At 37.4% G+C, this 20,410-nt stretch carries 19 protein-coding genes; 5 read left to right on the forward strand and 14 right to left on the reverse strand.

Translation table 11 applies throughout. The features are described from left to right. Positions 1-6: 6 nt before the first annotated feature. From C8J95_RS15335 to C8J95_RS15375, 9 genes are all read right to left on the reverse strand, one after another. Positions 7-1,695, reverse strand: coding sequence for a glycoside hydrolase family 3 protein (locus C8J95_RS15335; RefSeq protein WP_107809620.1), 1,689 nt, complete (start codon positions 1,693-1,695; stop codon positions 7-9). 52 nt (positions 1,696-1,747) lie between these two features. Then, positions 1,748-2,341 carry a GTP cyclohydrolase II gene (gene ribA / locus C8J95_RS15340; RefSeq protein WP_034870683.1) on the reverse strand — a complete coding sequence of 198 codons (594 nt, stop codon included), beginning with the start codon at positions 2,339-2,341 and terminating at the stop codon, positions 1,748-1,750. A gap of 6 nt (positions 2,342-2,347) precedes the next feature. Continuing rightward, positions 2,348-2,818 (reverse strand): hypothetical protein, encoded by a 471-nt coding sequence (locus C8J95_RS15345; protein WP_107809621.1) that lies wholly within the window; start codon positions 2,816-2,818, stop codon positions 2,348-2,350. Beyond that, complete coding sequence (locus C8J95_RS15350) at positions 2,811-3,428, reverse strand: DUF4254 domain-containing protein (protein WP_107809622.1); 618 nt, start codon at positions 3,426-3,428, stop codon at positions 2,811-2,813. The genes C8J95_RS15345 and C8J95_RS15350 overlap by 8 nt, the downstream gene beginning before the upstream one ends. A gap of 3 nt (positions 3,429-3,431) precedes the next feature. Next, positions 3,432-3,626 (reverse strand): twin-arginine translocase TatA/TatE family subunit, encoded by a 195-nt coding sequence (locus C8J95_RS15355; RefSeq protein WP_009089111.1) that lies wholly within the window; start codon positions 3,624-3,626, stop codon positions 3,432-3,434. A gap of 38 nt (positions 3,627-3,664) precedes the next feature. Next, entirely contained in the window at positions 3,665-5,218 is a 1,554-nt protein-coding gene (locus C8J95_RS15360; protein WP_107809623.1) for a murein hydrolase activator EnvC, read from the reverse strand. After that, entirely contained in the window at positions 5,215-6,018 is an 804-nt protein-coding gene (locus tag C8J95_RS15365) for a DUF4292 domain-containing protein (protein WP_107809624.1), read from the reverse strand. Before C8J95_RS15365 ends, C8J95_RS15360 begins: the two co-directional genes overlap by 4 nt. A gap of 75 nt (positions 6,019-6,093) precedes the next feature. Then, on the reverse strand, positions 6,094-6,534 hold the full coding sequence (gene dut, locus C8J95_RS15370) for a dUTP diphosphatase (RefSeq protein ID WP_107809625.1): 441 nt from the start codon (positions 6,532-6,534) through the stop codon (positions 6,094-6,096). 2 nt (positions 6,535-6,536) lie between these two features. Next, positions 6,537-7,964, reverse strand: coding sequence for an oligosaccharide flippase family protein (locus tag C8J95_RS15375; RefSeq protein WP_107809626.1), 1,428 nt, complete (start codon positions 7,962-7,964; stop codon positions 6,537-6,539). Between the two features lie 177 nt (positions 7,965-8,141). Here C8J95_RS15375 and C8J95_RS15380 point away from each other — a divergent pair, with 177 nt between their 5' ends. Beyond that, on the forward strand, positions 8,142-9,476 hold the full coding sequence (locus tag C8J95_RS15380) for a dihydroorotase (RefSeq protein ID WP_107809627.1): 1,335 nt from the start codon (positions 8,142-8,144) through the stop codon (positions 9,474-9,476). 284 nt (positions 9,477-9,760) lie between these two features. Here C8J95_RS15380 and C8J95_RS15385 read toward each other — a convergent pair whose 3' ends face one another. Beyond that, positions 9,761-12,055, reverse strand: a complete 2,295-nt coding sequence (locus C8J95_RS15385; RefSeq protein ID WP_107809628.1) for a GH92 family glycosyl hydrolase — start codon at positions 12,053-12,055, stop codon at positions 9,761-9,763. A gap of 128 nt (positions 12,056-12,183) precedes the next feature. Between C8J95_RS15385 and C8J95_RS15390 the strand changes: the two genes are divergently transcribed. Further along, positions 12,184-13,065 carry an SDR family oxidoreductase gene (locus C8J95_RS15390; RefSeq protein ID WP_078722303.1) on the forward strand — a complete coding sequence of 294 codons (882 nt, stop codon included), beginning with the start codon at positions 12,184-12,186 and terminating at the stop codon, positions 13,063-13,065. A 72-nt stretch (positions 13,066-13,137) separates the two neighbouring features. On the opposite strand, the gene C8J95_RS15395 is transcribed toward C8J95_RS15390, so the two are convergent. Then, complete coding sequence (locus C8J95_RS15395) at positions 13,138-14,169, reverse strand: zinc metalloprotease (protein ID WP_107809629.1); 1,032 nt, start codon at positions 14,167-14,169, stop codon at positions 13,138-13,140. Between the two features lie 392 nt (positions 14,170-14,561). On the opposite strand from C8J95_RS15395, the gene C8J95_RS15400 reads away from it, so the two are divergent. From C8J95_RS15400 to C8J95_RS15410, 3 genes are all read left to right on the forward strand, one after another. After that, entirely contained in the window at positions 14,562-16,700 is a 2,139-nt protein-coding gene (locus C8J95_RS15400; protein ID WP_107809630.1) for an alpha-N-acetylglucosaminidase, read from the forward strand. Positions 16,701-16,789: 89 nt separating this feature from the next. Beyond that, positions 16,790-18,727, forward strand: a complete 1,938-nt coding sequence (locus C8J95_RS15405; RefSeq protein ID WP_107809631.1) for a M1 family metallopeptidase — start codon at positions 16,790-16,792, stop codon at positions 18,725-18,727. Between the two features lie 46 nt (positions 18,728-18,773). After that, positions 18,774-19,607 carry an endonuclease/exonuclease/phosphatase family protein gene (locus tag C8J95_RS15410; RefSeq protein WP_107809632.1) on the forward strand — a complete coding sequence of 278 codons (834 nt, stop codon included), beginning with the start codon at positions 18,774-18,776 and terminating at the stop codon, positions 19,605-19,607. A 47-nt stretch (positions 19,608-19,654) separates the two neighbouring features. Here the strand turns inward: C8J95_RS15410 and C8J95_RS19020 are convergent, their stop codons facing one another. From C8J95_RS19020 to C8J95_RS18805, 3 genes are all read right to left on the reverse strand, one after another. Then, entirely contained in the window at positions 19,655-19,855 is a 201-nt protein-coding gene (locus tag C8J95_RS19020) for a hypothetical protein (RefSeq protein ID WP_255412836.1), read from the reverse strand. Between the two features lie 10 nt (positions 19,856-19,865). Next, positions 19,866-20,012 (reverse strand): hypothetical protein, encoded by a 147-nt coding sequence (locus tag C8J95_RS19025; protein ID WP_234108086.1) that lies wholly within the window; start codon positions 20,010-20,012, stop codon positions 19,866-19,868. 209 nt (positions 20,013-20,221) lie between these two features. Further along, complete coding sequence (locus tag C8J95_RS18805) at positions 20,222-20,398, reverse strand: hypothetical protein (RefSeq protein ID WP_165689201.1); 177 nt, start codon at positions 20,396-20,398, stop codon at positions 20,222-20,224. Between the last annotated feature and the right edge of the window lie 12 nt (positions 20,399-20,410).

A 20,410-nucleotide genomic window follows, 5' to 3' on the forward strand; every position in this document is an offset into this window, starting at 1 on the left:
GTTTTTTTAAAGGTCCTGTCCGTCTCCGTATTTCAGTTGATTGTTGATCAATACAGGGAGGCGTCCGTTTATTTTGGTTTGCCCTGTAAAAGCTTTAGCTGCAGCTTTTTGGGAATATTCATTATTTTCATACGAAACCAGCACTGCAGGGATATTTTGTATATCCACATCCATTAGCGCATACGGGCTTCCGAAGACATCTAATATTACTTTTGTATTTCCCGACAGCTTATTTAAAACAGTTTTACTGACTGCCGAAATTTTGTAAGGTTTATAAGCTGTAGAATTGTCTTTGTGGAAACCAACTATAACCTTTGCACCGGAAGGAATACTGCTAATTTCGTTTGCTTTCTTTACAATAAGGTTGATATTGTTCCCCAGTTCACTGGCAAAAGTCTTGTAAGGTGCTTCTTCCAGCGGAACATAGTATACTGTTTCATTCTTTTGTAAAGGCAGCAATTTCTGATCGTTTTTCAGTAAGGTAAGTGCGCTGGCATATAGCTTTTCTGAAAGCTGAGCATGGCTCTCGTTGTTGAGATCATTGTTAATATTATTAGTACTTATTTTCTTGAAATTTGGAAGACCCAAATAGTATTTGGTCAGCAGTATTTTCTTTACACTTTCCTCTATACGGGACTGTAGTATTTCACCGTTATCAATGGCCTGCTGAATAAGTTTCTTTCCGTCGGATACTCCCTGCGAAAACAGCATGATATCATTTCCGGCAGCAAAAGCTTTTTTATCCAGTTCTCCGGCTTTATACCTGCTGGCTACAGCACCCATATTTAGAGCATCTGTAATGATAAGTCCTTTGTAACCGAATTTTTTCTTTAAAAGATCCGTAATGATAGAGTAGGATACAGATGCCGGTACTCCAGATTTAGACTCCAGGGCCGGAACATATAAATGTGCGACCATAACACCGCCAACATTCTTATCCATTAAAGCTTTAAAAGGAGCGAGTTCGGTATTGTTTAACCTGTCAATATTATGTTTTACAACCGGAAGATCCAGATGGGAATCTTTATCGGTATCTCCGTGTCCCGGAAAATGCTTAATCGCTGCCAAGACTCCGTTGTCCTGAAGTCCGTTTGTATAGGCAAGTCCTTTTCTGATCACATTTTGTACATCCGAACCAAAAGAGCGGTTGCCAATAATAGGATTAGAAGGGTTGGTGTTAACATCTACAACCGGGGCGAAATCCCAGTTTACACCCATTCTTTTTGCATCACCAGCAATTTTGGAAGCCATTTCGTACACCAGCTTATCATCCTGAATGGCACCTAGTGTAATAGCCCATGGAAATTTGTGTGCTGTAGCAATTCTTTGATACAGCCCCCATTCTGCATCCATCCCTATAAGAAGCGGAACTCCTGATGACGCCTGGAACTCATTAACAAGGTCTATTTCCTGAGCAGCATTATCCTGCATGAGGATAATACCACCAATTTTTTCTTTATTAACCAGCTGACGAACAAAATTGATATGGTTCTGGTCCTTATTAGTATATAAAGCGGTGATAAAAAGCTGTCCAAGCTTTTCATCTTGTGTTAAAGAGTTATAGGTTTTGTCTACCCATTGCTGAGCTTTTTCTCGTTCTTTCTGATTAAGGTTTTTAGGCTGATACTGAGAAAAATACTGAGGGGATATAAAAGTGGATATTGATAATATGGTATAAAAAAAGAATTTGTTCATATAACGGGAGTATATGAACAAATTTACAATATTTTATGCGAAAAAAAACGGATTACTTTTGTTCGTCCAGATAATGGCCAAAGTAAGTTTTCTTTACGTTGAGGTAGTCTTTGCTTTCTTGTGTAGCCTCCATTTGTAAAGGGATTCTGTCTACAAGCTTTATATCACTTTCTTCCACCGCTTTTATTTTAAGCGGGTTGTTGGTAATCAGATTGATAGATTTTATACCTAGAAGATCCAGTATCTCTATGGCAACACTAAAATCCCGGTCATCGGCCGGAAGACCCAGTTGAAGATTTGCCTGTACTGTATCCAGACCTTTTTCCTGAAGAGCATAAGCTTTTAGCTTGTTGATAATACCTATATTACGACCTTCCTGACGAAGATAGATAATTACCCCGCCATGCTCATTTGTGTATCGCATTGCAGCATCTAGCTGCTGTCCGCATTCACACTTTCTGGAGTGGAAAACTTCCCCCGTAATACACTCTGAATGAAATCTTACATTTACGGTTTGGCTGAGGTCTGTATTGTTGGCTACGATTGCCATGTGAGGCATCCAGTCATTTTCATTTTCAGCAAAAGCAATCATCCGGAATTGTCCGTATTCTGTAGGGACATTAGATTCCGCCTGTATTTTGATCATCTTGAATTACTTAAGATATTCTAAAGAATTGATATTGGCTTTTATTCTCGTCAGATAACGATCGATAAGCTCAATATCGTCACGATTCATATATTTTTTTAATGTCTGGAGGGTCTTATAAGAAGTAGCATAATCACGATAGGCCAGTCTTTTCTGTTTAGAATTACCTTCCGTGGTACCATAGATATAAGACTGAACTGCAGCCTTTAATTTTTTTACTTCAGCATTTACCGTCGAGTTTTTAAATTTAGGAAAGACCGTAATAAGATTAGATAAATCCGACACGTACTTTACTTTTTCAATACTGATTTCAGTTGAAGCTGCTTTGCTCTCGACATAATGGTTGTCGAAGTTAGACACCAAAGAACTGGGCATTTGATCCTTATTCGAACGGGATACGTAATTAAGTGTCTCAACAGAACATGAAACACTTAGTAAACCGATAAGTATAAAAAGACCAATGTTTTTTTTAGCCATTTTGCTGTTTTTTCTGATATAAGATCGGGTTCAAACTCTCATCATTATACATTTTCATCTGTTTATAAGTTTTCATTTTAACCGATCCGCTACTTATATCAGTAAGCAACTGTTCTATGGCTGAAGATAAATCTATATGCTGTTCTTTTAGTACAGCTAGTTTTGCAGCGCATTTTTCGCGATGCTCTATGCTTGCAGTTTCTCTGTTAGCCTCCTGGTCCATGTGATAGATTTTCAATGCTAAAATTGATAACCTGTCAACGGCCCATGCTGGAGTTTCTGTATTCAGTTTTGCATCTGCTTTTGCCGGAACATCTTTATATTTTTCAAAAAAATAACTGTCTATATATTCCACAAGATCAGTTCTTTTCTGATTAGAGGCATCTATTCTTCTTTTTATCAGAAGAGCTTCATCTGGAGAAATATTTTCATCGCGGATAATGTCTTCAAGATGCCACTGAACGGTATCGATCCAATTCTTTGAATACAAAAGCCGTTCCAAACTTCCTTCTGAGAATGGATTTTGCTCGGGTGCATCTACATGATCCTGAATATGATACTGGATAATAGACTGATTGAAAATATCCCAGGCTGTTTTTGTCAGGGACATATCTTATGCTTGTTTGTTATCCTGGTTTTCAGGTTTTTTATCCTCTTCTTTTACCGCGTCTTTAAATTCTTTAATACCAGACCCCATACCACGCATTAATTCAGGGATTTTTTTACCTCCGAATAACAATAGAAGGATTACCAGTACAATAAGAACATGGGTAATAGATAGCTGTAATATGATTGCTAAATTGTTCATTTTTTGGATTATTTATTTCTGCAAAGATACAATATAATTTAGTTCGAAATCCATCCAAGTGGATCAACCGGAGAGTTTCCGTTCCAGATCTGGAATTCAAGCGTATAGGTGCCATCCAGATCCAGTCCTACCTGCCCGATTGGAGTACCTGTAGAGACCTGTTGGTTCTGAGATACAGATACTGAACTTAGGTTGGAGTAGATCGTAAAGTAAGAACCGTGTCTTACCATTACGGTTTTAGAACCTCCGACATATAATATTTTGGTTACAACCCCGGGGAATACAGATTTTGCAACTGAACCTGCAGGTACAGATATTTTAATTCCGGAGTTTTCTTCCTGAATATTCTTGAATACAGGGTGGGGCTGACGTCCAAAGCGGTGTGTGATTTGTCCTCTTACAGGGAATGGCATACGACCTCTGTTATCTGCAAAATTAGATCCTGAGGTAGTGTTTGCACCATAATCTTTCATCACTTTATCTTCAGCTGCTTTCTTAGCATCATTGCTTGCTTTTGCCAGTCTTGCTTCTGCATCTCTCGCTGCTGCAGCTCTGTCTTCAGCTGCTTTGGCTCTCGCTGCTGCCTCGCGGGATTCTTTTTCAGCTGCTAATTTTTTAGCTGTCGCTTTCTCATTAGCTTCAGTTTTTGCAGCTTCATCAGCACGTCTCTTCTCGTCCGCTGCCTTTCTCGCTGCTAATTCAGCAGCTCTTCTTGCCTCAGCTTCTGCAGCTTTTCTTTCTCTTTCCAGAGCTTCAGCTTTAGCACGGTTTTCAGCTTCAATACGAGCTTTTTCTTTTTCAGCTGCGATTCTGGCTAAACGACGTCTCTCTTCTTCCGCTTTTCTTTCTGCCTCAGCCTTAGCCTTAGCAATACGGATTTCTTCATTAATGATTCTTCTGATCTCGCCCTCAAGCTTTTTAGATTCTACCTGTTTCTGGCGGATTTCAGTAGCGATTTTAGCCTCATTTTGTTTAAATTCAGCTAAAAGAACTTCTTTTTGTTCTCTCTCAACATTGATTGTTTTAAGCTCTTTCTGCTGATTCAGCATCAGAATCTCCTTATCTTTTTTAGATTTTTCACGCAATGAAACAGTCGATTTTACCTGATTGGTTTTAGCTGTAATTTCAGCTGCTTTTTTATCCTGAAAATCTGAATATTGTTTTAAATACTGAATTCTTCTAAGGGCTTCTCCCAAATTCTTAGAAGAAAGAATAAAGGTTACCTTATTCTGAACACCTTTGTTTTTATAAGCTTTTACAAGGATATCAGCATAATTTTTTCTAAGAACACCTAATTCACGGTTGTATTTATTGATTTCCAGCTGACGTCTGTAAATGTCATCTTCTATGAAGCGCTTCTCCTTCTGGGTATTGGTGTACAGTTTCTCACGTAAACCAATTTTCTGGTTTAGGTTCTGCAAATAAGCAACGGAAAGGCGGGATTCTTTTTGCGATTTTGCCAGATCTGAATTTAGTGTGGCAATTTGCTTTTTAAGATCAGCATTCTGTTGTTGGAGTTTTTCTTTTTGCTGCCCGAAAGCACCTAAGCTTATGATGGAAAATAGGAGAAAGTATAGCTTCTTTTGTGTCATTTAATCTCTTTCTTTGTATAGTTAGACGGCACAGAATACGGTGTATCCATCCTGGAAAAATCAAAGGTCGTATTTTCGATCAAAATTTGATCGGTTTTTTTATTTTTTATAATTATTTTAACATTCTTAGGGAAGTTTTCATTGTTTGCACTAACCCAGTCTGAATAATTAATTTCTAACTGATTATCAGATTTAGCATCATTAATCTGCACCTTGTTTAGTCTGAATCCGGAATCGTAATCTATGCTTACGTTATAGGCAGAAACTTTCCCGTCTACGGTAACCTCCTGCGGTTTTACTGATTTCAGATTGTAGCCCTGTGTATTCTGAGTAAGGGTGAAATCTTTATCGTTCACAGGAACAAAAGTTCTTCCTGTTAGTAGGTTTTGCAGCGCCTGATAATTGATGAAGTTTACACCCAAAAGATTATTCAGATAGGTGAAATCGGAATCGATATAGGTTCTGTTTATTTTTTCATAACCTTTAATACCTTCCGGAGTAGCAACTCCGCGTGCACCTGTTAAGCCAAAAAGAGCTGTAATGTTCGCCCATACTTTCTTATTGTTCTCTATATAAAAAACAGCATTAAGCTGTGGGATAATTTTTCCGTTTTCTATATTGATTTTACTGGAGATTTTCACAGCATCAAAAGCTGATGGCTGCTGGATGTGTGAAAAAAAAGATGCATTGTCTTTTATAGATTCGTGCGTATTTTTAGGTGTAGTTTCTTTTGCGATATTTCTGGATGCACAAGATGCCAGAGAGGCTGCTACAAGAATATACAGAATTGGATTTTTCATGTTGAAGGTTTTAAAATTACCGGCGAAAATCAGACCAAAAAAATAGTGAATGTTAAAATATGCTAAACCAGAAAACTAGTTTTTAGCAACGCCAGAACTTCCGAATCCTCCGGCGCCACGCTCCGTTTCTTCAAGACTTTCTACCGGAATCCATTCCGCTGTTTCGTGCTTAGCAATTACTAACTGAGCAATACGGTCTCCGTCGTTGATTGTAAATTCATCTTTAGATAAATTAGCCAGAATAACGCCAACTTCTCCACGGTAATCAGCATCAATTGTTCCCGGAGAGTTCAGGCAGGTAACACCGTTTTTGAAAGCTAGTCCGCTTCTTGGTCTTACCTGAGCTTCATATCCTACCGGAAGCTCAATGAATAATCCTGTTGGGATAATTCTTCTTTCCAGAGATTGTAGGGTAATAGGAGCCTCGATATTTGCATAAAGGTCCATTCCTGCTGATTGTGTGGTTTGATATTTTGGTAAATCGTGTTTAGATTTATTAATTACTTTTATTTTCATTACTATGACTTTTTTATTTTTGAAAGGATCATTTTTTTCTCACTATAGAGTAAAATTCCGGCGAAAATTATAAATAAAAGGTTGCTTAACCAAAAATTATAATTGAAAACTTTTACTATTATAATACTGAACGCCCCCAGTAGAAACAGGAAGAAGCTCATTTTTTTTATTCTGTAAGGAATTGGATAATATTTCTGACCCAGGAAATAAGAGAGAAGCATCATGACAAAATAAGCAGCAAATGTGACCCAGGCAGAGCCTATCATACTTCCCATATATTTTAATACTACAATGTTGAATACAATATTGATAATAGCTCCTGTCCATGAAATGATAGTTCCCATTTGTGTACGGTCTGTAACTTTGTACCATGTGGAAAAGTTATAGTAAATACCGAAACAAAGATTGGCAATAACAATAATCGGAATAATGTCTATGGCGATCCAGTAAGTTTTGCTTGGGATAAAAATACTTTTCAGCCACGATATGTTAGCGATGATTCCCATTGCTACAGTAGCAGCAAAGAATGTGAAATACTCAGTCACATTTGCATAGGTTTTTTTAGCATCACCCTTATCCATTTGTTTGAAGAAGAAAGGTTCAATCCCCATTCTGTATGCAGTAACAAAAAGAGTCATCAGAACTGCAAGCTTGTAACAGCCACCATAGGCACCGGCCTCTTCTTTTGAAATGAATCTAATTTGGATAGATTTATCAAAATTTTCATTAAACATAAATGCCAGTCCTGCCAACATCAAGGGCCATGAATATTTTATCATTCTGGAAAATAGGCTGGTGACGAATTGGGGGCGTACTTTTGCTACAATAGGGAGCAATAATGCAAATCCTAATATACTTGCCACAAGATTACTGAAGAATGGGTAATCTACAGGTTGGTCTAATCCTATGCTTCTTGAAAATACTTCCGGAATCCAAAAGAATAAAGCCGCTGTAAAAATAGCCTGAAAGACAGACTGAACAATTCTGACTGCCGAATATTTTATAGGCATATTATTGTAACGGAGCCATGCAAAAGGAATAACACAAAGGTTATCGAAAAATGCAATTAGTGCAAACCATTTGATGTATTCCGGATTATTATGATATCCCAGAGCATTGGCAATGGGTTGGTTGAAAAGATAGCAAAGGCCAAGAAATACAGTGGAAGTGAGGAATAAAAACCAGAATGAAGTATTGAAGGTTTTTTTCTCATTGTCCTTTTCTGCAGAGAATCTGAAATACGCCGTCTCAAATCCAAAAGAGAGTATGATATTCACAAAAGATATTAAAGCATAAAGGTTTGTGAATATAGCAAAGTCATCATTCTGAATTTTGTAGATCAGAATTGGATTTAGGATAAATAGTATAATTCTTGGTGCTATAGCGCCTATTCCATAAATGACAGTTTGCCCTAAAAGTTTCTTGTACAAAGCTCAAAAATTTCCGCAAAGATAAAAATAGATTTTGATTTCTTATTTTTAGGATGAAGCCTTACATTTGTTGTAATCTAAAAAATAAAAATGAAACAAGCCTCCCTAGCGATTTTTTATGAAAGAAGACCGCAATGTTGGTAAGTTTTATCTGATAATTAAATAAATTGCTACCAGATGAAAGTCCTGATAAAAAATGCCAGAATCGTCAATGAAAATCAAATTATTGAAAATGACCTGTTAATTGAAAATGATATTATTTCCAAAATATCAGCAAATATTCCGGAAACAGAAGCAGATCGGGTAATAGATGCTAAAGGAAAATATTTGCTGCCGGGTATTATCGATGATCAGGTGCATTTCAGAGAACCGGGACTAACGCATAAAGGAAATATTGAGTCCGAAAGCCGCGCAGCTGTTGCCGGAGGAATTACCAGTTTTATAGATCAGCCCAATACGGTTCCTAATGCTGTTACGCAGGAATTATTGGAAGATAAGTACAAAATTGCAGCGGAGAAAGCCTATGCCAACTATGGCTTTATGATGGGTGGTACCAATGATAATTTAGAGGAACTTTTGAAAACGAATCCGAGAAATGTTCCGGGAATTAAATTGTTTTTAGGCTCTTCTACAGGGAATATGCTGGTTGATAATCCAGAAACACTGGAGAATATTTTCAGCAATACACAAATGCTTATCGCAGTTCATTGCGAAGATGAAGCTACAATTAGAGCAAATACTCAAAAATACGTAGATGAGTATGGTGATGATATCCCGATGAAGTTCCATCATCTGATCCGTAGTGAGGAGGCGTGTTATAAATCTTCATCAAAGGCTATTGAGCTGGCGAAAAAGACAGGAGCAAGACTGCACATTTTCCATTTGTCAACAGCTAAAGAAACAGAATTATTCAGAAACGATATTCCATTAAAAGATAAAAAAATTACGGCAGAAGTATGTGTACATCACCTTACTTTTACCAATGATGATTACGAGACAAAAGGCTCTCTGATCAAATGGAATCCTGCAGTGAAAACTCAGAAAGACAAAGATGGATTATGGGAAGCTCTGCTGGATGATCGTATTGATGTTATCGCTACAGACCACGCCCCACATACATTTGAAGAAAAGCAAAATGTATATACAAAATGCCCGTCCGGTGGACCTTTGGTACAACATTCATTAGTTGTAATGTTGGAAAATTACCACAATGGAAAAATCTCTTTGGAAAAGATTGTGGAAAAGATGTGTCATAATCCTGCCATACTCTTTAAAGTAGAAAAACGTGGTTATGTAAAAGAGGGTTACAAAGCCGATTTGGTATTGGTAGATCTGGATGAAAACTGGACAGTAGCTAAAGACAATCTTTTGTATCAATGTGGATGGAGCCCATTGGAAGGAGCAAACTTCCATTCGAAAGTTACACACACCTTTGTAAACGGACAACTAGCTTTTGAGAATGAAGAAGTTGCAGAAGGTAAGTTTGGGGAAAGATTGCTTTTTGAAGCATAAGAAATAAAAAATATTAATCAACAATAAGAATGGCCGGAAATACTTTCCGGCCATTTTATATATTATTTCCTTAATCACAAAAGTGAAATAAGCTTTTAGGGTTAAACTAAGAACCTGTTTGAATTTTATTAAAGACTTTATCATTAGTATTCTTCAATAATTCATTGTATTGACTCCGAGCCAGTCTCTAACTTGAGTTCAGTACTGTTAGCTCATAGGTGTCAGGCTGAGCTGAGTTTATAGTGGGCTTGACGAACTATCGAAGCCTTTTTTCTTACTGAAAACTATTTCTTTGGTTTATTACCCATATAAAAAGTTAGTTTTCCACCATTCATAATATCCGAATGTTTTAGAGTGAAGTTTTTAATCTCTTTTCCGTTTAGAAGAATCTTTTTTACATAGACATTTTCCGGGCTCTGATCAATGGCTTCAATTTCAAAATTCTTTCCATTTTCCAGTGCAAGAACAGCGTTGTTTATAGCCGGGCTCCCGATAGCATAATCTTCTGATCCTGGTGCAACAGGATAAAAGCCTAGGGAACTTAGTATATACCATGCGCTCATTTGTCCGGTATCATCATTTCCTCCTAATCCATCCGGCGTAGATTTATACTGCATTTCAAGAATATGGCGGACTTGCTTCTGAGTTTTCCATGGTTGCCCTGCCCAGTTATAAAAATAAGCCACATGGTGTGCCGGTTCGTTCCCATGCACATAACCGCCAATAATACCTTCGCGGGTAATGTCTTCGGTGTCTGCAAAGAATTCATCCGGAAGATGCATGGAAAATAACTGATCTAATTTTGAGACAAATTTCTGTTTTCCACCCATTTGCTGGATTAGCCCATCCGGATTGTGAGGGACAAAAAAGCTATAATTCCAAGAATTTCCTTCTATAAAGCCTTGTCCGTGCGTGCTTAGGAGATCAAAATCTTTTTTGAAGCTGCCATCTGCCATTCGGGGGCGCATAAAGCCCGTAGTCTTGTCAAAATTATTTCTCCAGTTTTCAGAACGTTTTATAAACTGGTTATAGATTTCGGCCTCACCCAGATGTTTCGCCAGTTGAGCAATTGCCCAGTCATCGTAGGCATATTCTAATGTATTGGAAACAGAAGTTCCATTTTTTTCTGCCGGGATATAACCTTTGTCTATATAATCTCCAATACCTTCATAGTTACGTTTGTTTGCAGTCGCTACACATGCCATAAGAGCAGCTTTTGCATCGCCGGTATAATTTCCTTTTATAATAGCATCAGCTATAACGCTTACACTATGATAACCACTCATGCACCAGTTTTCATTGGCGTAATGCGACCAGATTGGCAGCATTTTGAGAGAAGACTGTTCATAATGAGCCATCATAGATTTCACCATGTCTGCATTTCTCTTAGGCTGAATAATATTGAAATACGGATGGAGTGCTCTATAGGTGTCCCACAGAGAGAAGGTTGTATAATTGGTGAAACTCTGTGCCTGGTGAGTGTTCTGATCAAGACCTTTGTATTCTCCATTAGCATCCATGTAAATAGTCGGGTTAATGAAGGTATGGTACATGGCAGTGTAGAAATTAACTTTCTGGTCTTCTGTGCCTTTTATGACTATTTTATTCAGCTCTTTGTTCCAGTTTTCCTGTGCCTTTGTTTTAATTTGCTCAAAAGATAAATTGCCAGCCTCTTTTTCCAGATTTTCCATTGCATTTGCCTGGCTCACTGGCGATATAGCTAACTGTACTTCTATAGCTTCGTTTTCCTGAGTATCAAAATCAAAATACATGCGTATTTGCTTGCCTGCGATCTCCGGGAAGTTTTTATTCTGATCGAATTTTCTCCAAAAGCCGTTATAGACTCTTTTGCCATCGTAGTTTTTTTGTCCATAAGATTTGAAAGGCTTGGAGAACTTCATGGCGAAATAAACAGTACGTGTACGTGCCCAGCCGTTGGTTTGTCGATAGCCTGTAAGTGTCCTGTCATCATTTACACGGACATAGGTCCATACATTTTTATCGTTATAGTTGTAGATTCCGGCCATAAGATCTAAAATAATATGTGCCTGATCGGTTTTTGGAAAAGTATAACGATGAACACCGACACGTGTGGTAGCGGTTAGTTCTGCCAGGATATTATAATCCTGGAGCTTTACTTTATAATAACCAGCTTCGGATGTTTCATCGTTATGAGAGAAACGGGAACGATAACCGCTTTCAGGATTAGAAGCGGTGCCGGGATTTAGTTTTAACTGTCCGGTAGTAGGCATCACGAGAAAGTCTCCTAAATCAGAATGGCCAGTACCACTAAAATGAGTATGGCTGAATCCTGTAATAGTTTTGTCTTCATATCGGTAACCTGCACAGTATTTATAGACATCACCATTGTATTTGCCATTCAGCTCATAGGATATTGTATCGGTTTCAGGGCTTAATTGTACTGAACCAAACGGAGCTGTGGCGCCGGGAAAAGTATGACCCATTTTTTCGGTTCCGATTAAGGGGTGAACGTAGGGAGTGAGTTTTTGTAATTGTTGTCCATTGATTCCGAAATAAGTGAGAAGAAATAAAAGGAAGGTGAATTTAGTTTTTTGCACTGGTTAATGATTTTCAATATATAAAAGTAAATAAAACTCCCGAAGTATTATTTATAACATGGTGTTAAAATAAATCTGGTATATTTTCCCGTTGAATAATTTAGTATTTTTAACCAAAAAGAAAAAATATGAGTACATATACACAGTCGATGCTGAAAGATGATGCATTGAAAGATAAAGTTATCATAGTGACAGGAGGTGGAAGTGGTCTTGGAAAGGCTATGACAAAATATTTTCTGCAGTTGGGAGCAAAGGTTACTATTACTTCCAGAAATTTGGAAAAACTTCAGAATACAGCTAAAGAATTAGAAGCAGAAACCGGAGGTACAGTATTTTGTGTTTCCTGTGATGTCCGCAACTGGGATGAAGTGGAAGCGATGAAAGAAGCTGTACTAAAGGAGTTTGGAAAAATAGATGTCTTACTAAATAATGCAGCCGGTAATTTTATTTCCCCGACGGAACGGTTAACGCATTCTGCATTTGATTCTGTTTTGGATATTGTACTGAAAGGAACTAAAAACTGTACACTGTCTGTTGGTAAGCACTGGATAGATTCGAAAACACCAGGTACAGTTTTGAATATTGTAACTACTTATGCCTGGACGGGATCTGCTTATGTGGTACCGTCGGCTTGCGCTAAGGCAGGTGTTCTGGCCATGACAAGAAGTCTTGCGGTGGAATGGGCGAAATATGGAATTCGTTTCAATGCAATAGCTCCGGGACCTTTCCCCACAAAAGGTGCATGGGAGAGATTGTTGCCTGGGGATCTTGTGGAAAAATTTGATATGACAAAAAAAGTTCCGCTAAGAAGAGTAGGGGATCATCAGGAGTTAGCAAACCTAGCAGCTTATCTGGTTTCTGATTTCTCTGCGTATATCAATGGAGAAGTTGTTACAATAGATGGCGGTGAATGGTTGCAGGGCGCTGGTGAATTCAATATGCTGGAAGCTATTCCGCAGGAAATGTGGGATCAGTTGGAGGCAATGATAAAAGCAAAAAAATCAAGCTAATCTTTTTAGGTTAGAAAAAATAAAATCGGGATTGTAAAATCCCGATTTTTTATGAAGCTGTGTTATATTTTTTTAAGATCTTAAACCTGCTCTTGGTCCGTTAGATGCTGTAGTTGCCTGCATACGTGCTTTCTGATTTGCAGAGAACATGTAAAGCGAACCATCATTAGAATAGTCCATATAGTTCATAAACATTAATGAACGTTGTACACCACCGCAAGTTCCGTATTTTGGATATACCGGATCCCCAGTGCTTGCAGTTGGTTGTACCGGAGTATCATCACAATAGTCTGTAGCACATCCGGAACCATCGCCCCAGATATGTCTTAGGTTAAGGTAGTGTCCGATTTCATGTGTTGCAGTTCTTCCAAGGTTAAATGGAGCGCTGGCACCAGTTTTACCTACATATCTGCGGCCTAGTACAACACCATCATTCCATAAACCAGCAGATTCCGGGAATGTAGCATAACCCAAGATTTCACCTTGAGGAGAAGGCATTGTGTTTACAATCCAGAAATTAAGATTTTTAGAAGGGTCAGTTGCATTTATACCACCTGTTGATGTTTTCTTCATTGCATCGTTTGTATAGCTCCAGCTATTTTTGCTACTTTGTTTTCTGTTAACAGCTGCTAACTTGAATTTTACTTTTACATCTCCGGCAGCTACAGGAAGGAATTCCGAAGGAATTTTTGTAATATCTGAGTTTGTAGCTGAATAATCTTTGTTCAGAATATCAATTTGTTCTTGTAGGATCGCGTCAGAAAGATTATCGGCTGTAGTTTTGTAAATAACATTGAAAACTACAGGTATTTCCACGGTGCCGTCCGGAAGAACAGCCATGCCACTAAGTTGTCTGCCTGTGCTGGCTTGCTTTTCGAAATTTGCTGACATAGCTTCGATGCTGTTATAACGGCGAAGTGCGCTAGCATCTGTTTTTAGCAAGTTTTGTCTGATTTCTTCTGATGGACAAAGTCTTGCAGTTGCATCTGTAGATGCATTAAGAGTTGTTTGGTTCTGAGAGTTTGCTGGCATCTCAGTTTCAGGGTCATTTTTACAGGAAGCAAGCATAACTAATGCTGTCATTCCTAAGAATAATTTCTTCATAATAAAATTTGATTGATTTAGTCTAGCGAATATATAGAAATTTCAATACAATGTCATAAAAAATGTTATTTACTGTATAATTGTTTTAATATATCAATGTATATGTGTAGATTGTTTATACTATTCTTTGTTTTTATGGGATTGTTGTATTTCTTGAAAAAAATATTTTTGAACATAAATTATCTAAAATTTAACAGAAAAAAAGTAGATAGATTATCTGATATTTTTTTTCAATCACTTTTGTGAATCAGAATAGTTAAAAAATATCGATTATGGATAAATATCGATATAGAGCCATTTTATATATGATTTAAGCAGGCTATAAAATGTTAGTAAGTTTATTCTGAACAAGTTTGTTTATTTTTGACAACCATAAAAACTTAATAACCAATATGAAATCTCTTTTAACCACACTCGTTTTCGTGTTGAATATATGTCAGCTGTGTTTGGCTCAGGATTTTAAATCTGTGAATAATCTTGCACAAAGGCAATTTCCCTGGCTTTCGGGTAAGTTAGTTCTGAAATCTATTCCAAAAGAAAAGGAGGCAGATGTTTTTACCTTAGAAACCCGAAATAATCAATTATATATTTCTGCATCATCAGCCAGCGCAGCATCCAGAGGACTTGATTGGTATGTGAAGCATTATGTGCATCAGAGTATTTCTCATTTTGGAAATAATATCCGAAATATAAATAAGCTTCCGGTAGTTAGCCCTTTATTGAAAAAGACTTCTTTAGTTCCGTATCGTTATGCCCTGAACTATTGTACCATTAACTATTCTTTCAGCTTTTACACCTGGGAGGATTGGGAAAAGGAACTGGACTGGATGGCTCTGAATGGAGTCAATATAATGTTAGCACCAGTGGGAACAGAGTTGGTATGGTATAATACTTTACTAAAATTGGGCTATACAGATGCAGAAGCAAAAGCTTTTGTTCCAGGGCCTGCTTTCACAGCATGGTGGCTTATGGGAAATCTTGAAGGATGGGGCGGTCCGGTAAGTGTGGATATGATGAATCAACAGGCAGAACTTCAAAAGAAGATTCTTAAAAGAATGAAAGAGTTGGGAATTGAACCAATATTGCAGGGGTTCTATGGAATGGTACCACATGATCTGAATAATAAAATAAGTGAGGCAACAGTTATCGAACAAGGGAAATGGGCCGGAGGATTTCAACGTCCCGGGATTTTAGACCCTACAACCAAATTGTTTTCTAAAATTGCAGATACCTATTATACTGAAATGAAAAATCTGTATGGAGAAGATATTCATTATTTTGGAGGTGAGCCATTTCATGAAGGTGGAAAAACAAATGGCCTGGATCTGAAAAATGTTGCAGAAAATATTCAGGCCTCTATGCAGAAAAATTACCCTAACAGTACCTGGGTTCTGCAAGGTTGGCAGCAAAATCCATCAGATGGCTTGTTGTCGGGACTGAAAAAAGAAAATACACTTATTATTGAACTCTTTGGGGAAAATACTGCTAATTGGGAAAAGAGAAAAGGATATGGTGGAACCAGTTTTATCTGGTCTAATGTGAGTAACTTCGGAGAGAAAAATGGATTGTATGGTAAACTACAACGTTTTCTCGATGAGGTTTTCAGAGCTAAAGAGAGTGTTTATGGTACAAATCTGAAAGGGATCGGAATTATTCCGGAAGGTATTTTTAATAATCCTGTGGCTTATGATCTTATGCTGGATATAGCATGGTATAGTAAGAAGCCTGCCCTCGACCAATGGCTTGCCGAATACACTAAATATAGGTATGGGAAGAAAAATCAGAATGTAATACAGGCGTGGAAAGAATTTGCCCAGACCATCTATAGCAGTCCCGATGTGTATCAGGAAGGACCATCGGAAAGTATTTACTGTGCAAGGCCTTCCTTGAATGTTAATCCGGTATCTTCATGGGGTACACGAAAACGAAATTATGATCAAGACCGATTTAAAGAAGCAGTAAAGATCTTTGTAAAAGCTGACACTGATTTTAAAGATTCGGAAACTTATCAGACAGATAAAACAGATTTTCTGCGACAGGTATGGGCTAATAAAGGAGATGTTGTTTATGATGAGCTGGTAAAAGCCATTAATGCAAAAAAGGCTTCAGAAATTCAGAAATCAGGGAGTCAGTTTCTGGAAATGATTACCACTCAGAATATGCTTTTAGGAAATAATGTACATTTTACTTTAAACAGATGGCTGAAAGAAGCGGACCGCTTCGGAAAAAAACTTCCGGATGCTCAAAATGTAATGTTTAATGCCAAGTCCCAGCTTACTTACTGGGGACCGGATAATAATCCTAAAACAGATCTTAGAGATTATGCTCATAAAGAATGGAATGGTTTATTGGGTTCCTTATACTATAATAGATGGAAAGTATTTATTGACAAAGCGCAAGCGGGGGTAATTACTGATCCTGCAGTTTTTTATAATATGGAAGTAGAATGGTCTAAAGGAAAGAATATGTATGCCCCTAAGAAAACAAATACTTCTCAAATGAAATTATTACAGGAGAAAATTCTGAAATAAGGAATTAGCAGTTTTTATATTTTACTTAATTCTTTTTTAAAATTTGTTGTAACAGAATAACTTCCATAATTTTAGAGGAAAATTAATATATGAAAATAAATATTGTTAAGATCTTTACAATTTCAGCGTATTTCTTAGCTGTATCAAATTTGAATGCTCAACAAGCCTCAAATTATGATTATAAAGAAGCTTTTAAAGAGCCTTTCTATACCTATAACGGTAACGAGTTTCGTTCAGCAAGTGGCCAGCCGGGTACTAAATACTGGCAAAACCATGCTAACTATGTTTTAAATGTAACTTTAGATGATACCCAAAATCTTTTTACAGGGAGTGCTGAAGTTCAGTATACCAATAATAGTCCGGATGAACTGAAGTTTATTTGGTTTCAACTCGATCAGAATTTATTCAAAAAAGAATCCCGCGGAAGTGCAATGATTCCGCTTAACAATTCAAGATATGGATCAAGTAACTCAGATTTTGAAGGTGGTTATGCTATAAAGTCAGTAAAAGTAGATGGTAAAGAAGTAAAATATACCATTACAGATACCAGAATGCAGGTAGATTTGCCTAAGGAACTGAAATCTAACGGAGGCTCTGTAAAAGTTAAGATCGATTATTCTTTTGTTTCTCCGGAAGACGGAGCAGACAGAATGGGATATCTGAAAACGAAAAATGGTAAGATTTATACAATGGCACAGTGGTATCCGCGTGTTGAGGTATATGATGATATCAAAGGCTGGAATACAGTCCCGTATTTAGGGCCTTCAGAGTTTTATCTGGAATATGGTGATTTTGATGTTACGATTACTGCTCCAAATAATTTTTATGTAGTTGCTTCAGGAGAACTGCAGAATCCTAAAGATGTATACTCTTCTCAGCAGTTGAAAAAATGGGATGATGCTAAAAATAGTGAAAAAGCTGTAGTGATTCGCTCAGCCTCAGAGGTGGGAGAAAATACTGCTAAAAGTGGGAATAAAATTTGGAAATTTAAGATGAAACAAAGCCGTGACTTTGCTTTTGCAGCATCACCGGCATTTATTTTAGATGCTGCAAGAATTAATCTTCCGTCCGGTAAAAAGTCACTAGCTATTTCTGCTTATCCTGTGGAAAGTGATGGACAGGGTGCATGGAGCAGGTCCACAGAATACACAAAAGCTTCTATTGAGCATTACTCTAAGCAATGGTTCGAATATCCTTACCCAAATGCAGTGAATGTCGCAGGTATAACAAATGGTATGGAATATCCCGGGATTGTATTTTGTAAATATACCTCAAAAGGTGCCGGACTATGGGGGGTAACCGATCATGAATTTGGACATACATGGTTCCCGATGATTGTAGGATCTAATGAAAGAAAGCATGCGTGGATGGATGAAGGTTTCAATACATTTATCAATGGTATTTCTACGGAAGCTTTTAATAATGGGGAATACTATAGAAAAGGTTCTGCACGTGGTATGACAGGATATCTGTTTAGTGATAAACTGGAACCTGTAGATACACCACCAGATGCAATGAGAGAATCTAGTATTGGTGCTTTAGCTTATTACAAGCCGGGAACAGCACTTAAGATCTTGCGTAATAATGTGATAGGTAAGGAGAGGTTTGATAAAGCTTTCAGAGAATATATTAATCGTTGGGCTTACAAACACCCGGTTCCGGATGACTTCTTCCGTACTATGGAGAATGTGGCCGGAGAAGATCTGGGTTGGTTCTGGAGAAGCTGGATCCAAAATAACTGGAAACTGGATCAGGCAATCTCAGGTGTTAAATATGTGGATAATAACTATACTAAAGGTGCTGTAATAACTATCCAGAATCTGGAGAAAATGCCAATGCCTGTAGATTTGAGAATTCAGTTTAAAGACGGAAGCCAGCAGGATATGTCTTTACCTGTAGAAATCTGGAGAAGAAATACAGAATGGACATTTAAAGTTCCGACGACAAAAGAAATTCAAACCGTGATTATTGATCCGGATGGAAACTTACCGGATATTAATCCTTCTAATAATTTTTGGAAAGGGTAAACCAGATAGGAGTCAAAAGAATTACAGATTTACGAAAGAGAAATAAATGAAGAATATTTTTTTAGGATTAGTGTTTGGACTTTCCTTATCAGCTTTTGGACAGGAGCTAAAAGTAATGAGCTTTAATATACGAATGTCTACGGATTCGGATAAAGATAATTCATGGAAGAATCGTAAAGAAGAAGCTTTGCATCTTATGGATTACTACCATCCTGCAATCTTAGGCGTTCAGGAAGCTTTACCGGAACAGATGAAGGATATCAAAAATGGACTGGCTGACTATGATTATGTAGGTGTTGGTCGTGATGATGGTAAAGACAAAGGTGAGTTTTCTGCAATTTTTTATGATACTAAGAAACTAAAAAAACTTCAGGGAAATACTTTCTGGTTATCGGAAACTCCGGATAGACCTTCAAAAGGTTGGGATGCTGCACTAAACAGAATATGTACCTATGCACTGTTCCAGGATCTGAAAACCCAAAAGAAATTCTGGGCATTCAATCTGCATTTCGATCATATCGGAAATGAGGCCAGAAAGCAGTCTTCAAAGCTAATTCTGAAGAAAATGAAAGAACTGAATAAGGAAAATTATCCTGTAGTACTTTCCGGGGATTTCAATCTTACCGAAGAAACGGAGCCATTGAAAATTATTGCTGGTGAAATGAAGGATTCTTTTTACAATAGCGAAAAAAAACAATATGGCCCGAAAGGAACATTTCAGGACTTTAATATAAATGTTCCGGCCAAGGACCGCATCGATTATATTTTTGTGAAAGGCTTCAGAGTTTTATCACAAAGACATATCAATGACAGAAGAGAAAATCTGCTTTATCCCTCGGATCACTTTCCGGTACTTGCGGAATTGAAGTTTGAAAAATAAAAGAAACGCTGCCATTGGCAGCGTTTTTTATAAAATAGAATTTGTGTTTAACATTGATTTAAGCGTAATGGAACACATTCGTTGTTTGAATTACAGCAGGTTCTGGCAGGGCAAACTTTATCATCAATAATGTGACCGTCATCATCTGCTATAATCATGCAAATCTGATAACCGGGTGTTGGACCAGATCCTCCAATAATTTCCTTTAGTGCATTCCTTTTTAATGGGTTTAATGATTTTTCTTTCATATCCGAAATATTAAATGCACATATATTTTCTTGGATCTCTGCAAATATTGCCTGTACTACAGCATAGTCCTCTAGGACAAGACATATCTTCCTGGCATTCTGTAATAGCAGCTCCGCCACTAATTTGCTTTAAACTTTTTCTTACTAATTTTTTCATGATGGGTTTATTTTTGATTATTCGATAGGCGTTGGCCAGCATTCTTTTTGTGCACAAGAAAAACTTATCTGTGTACAGGTTTCAGTAGCGCAATTTCCACTTGTTGATCCGTCTGGATAAATAATTCTGACACATCTGCAATCTAGTTTGCCTCCTAGAATTGTTTTTAAAGAACTTCTTACTAACTTTTTCATGATAGATTATTTTAATTATTCAATAGGTGTTGGCCAGCAGTCTCTTTGCCCGCAAGAAAAACTTATTTGGGTACAGAATTCAGTTGCACAATTACCGCTTGTGGAACCGTCCGGATAGATAATTCTTCTGCATGAGCAGTCTAATTTTCCACCTGAAATAGCTTTCAGTGAATTTCTTTTTAATTTTTTCATAATTAAATATTT

The sequence above is a fragment of the Elizabethkingia sp. YR214 genome (assembly GCF_003058195.1).
Lineage (GTDB): Bacteria > Bacteroidota > Bacteroidia > Flavobacteriales > Weeksellaceae > Elizabethkingia.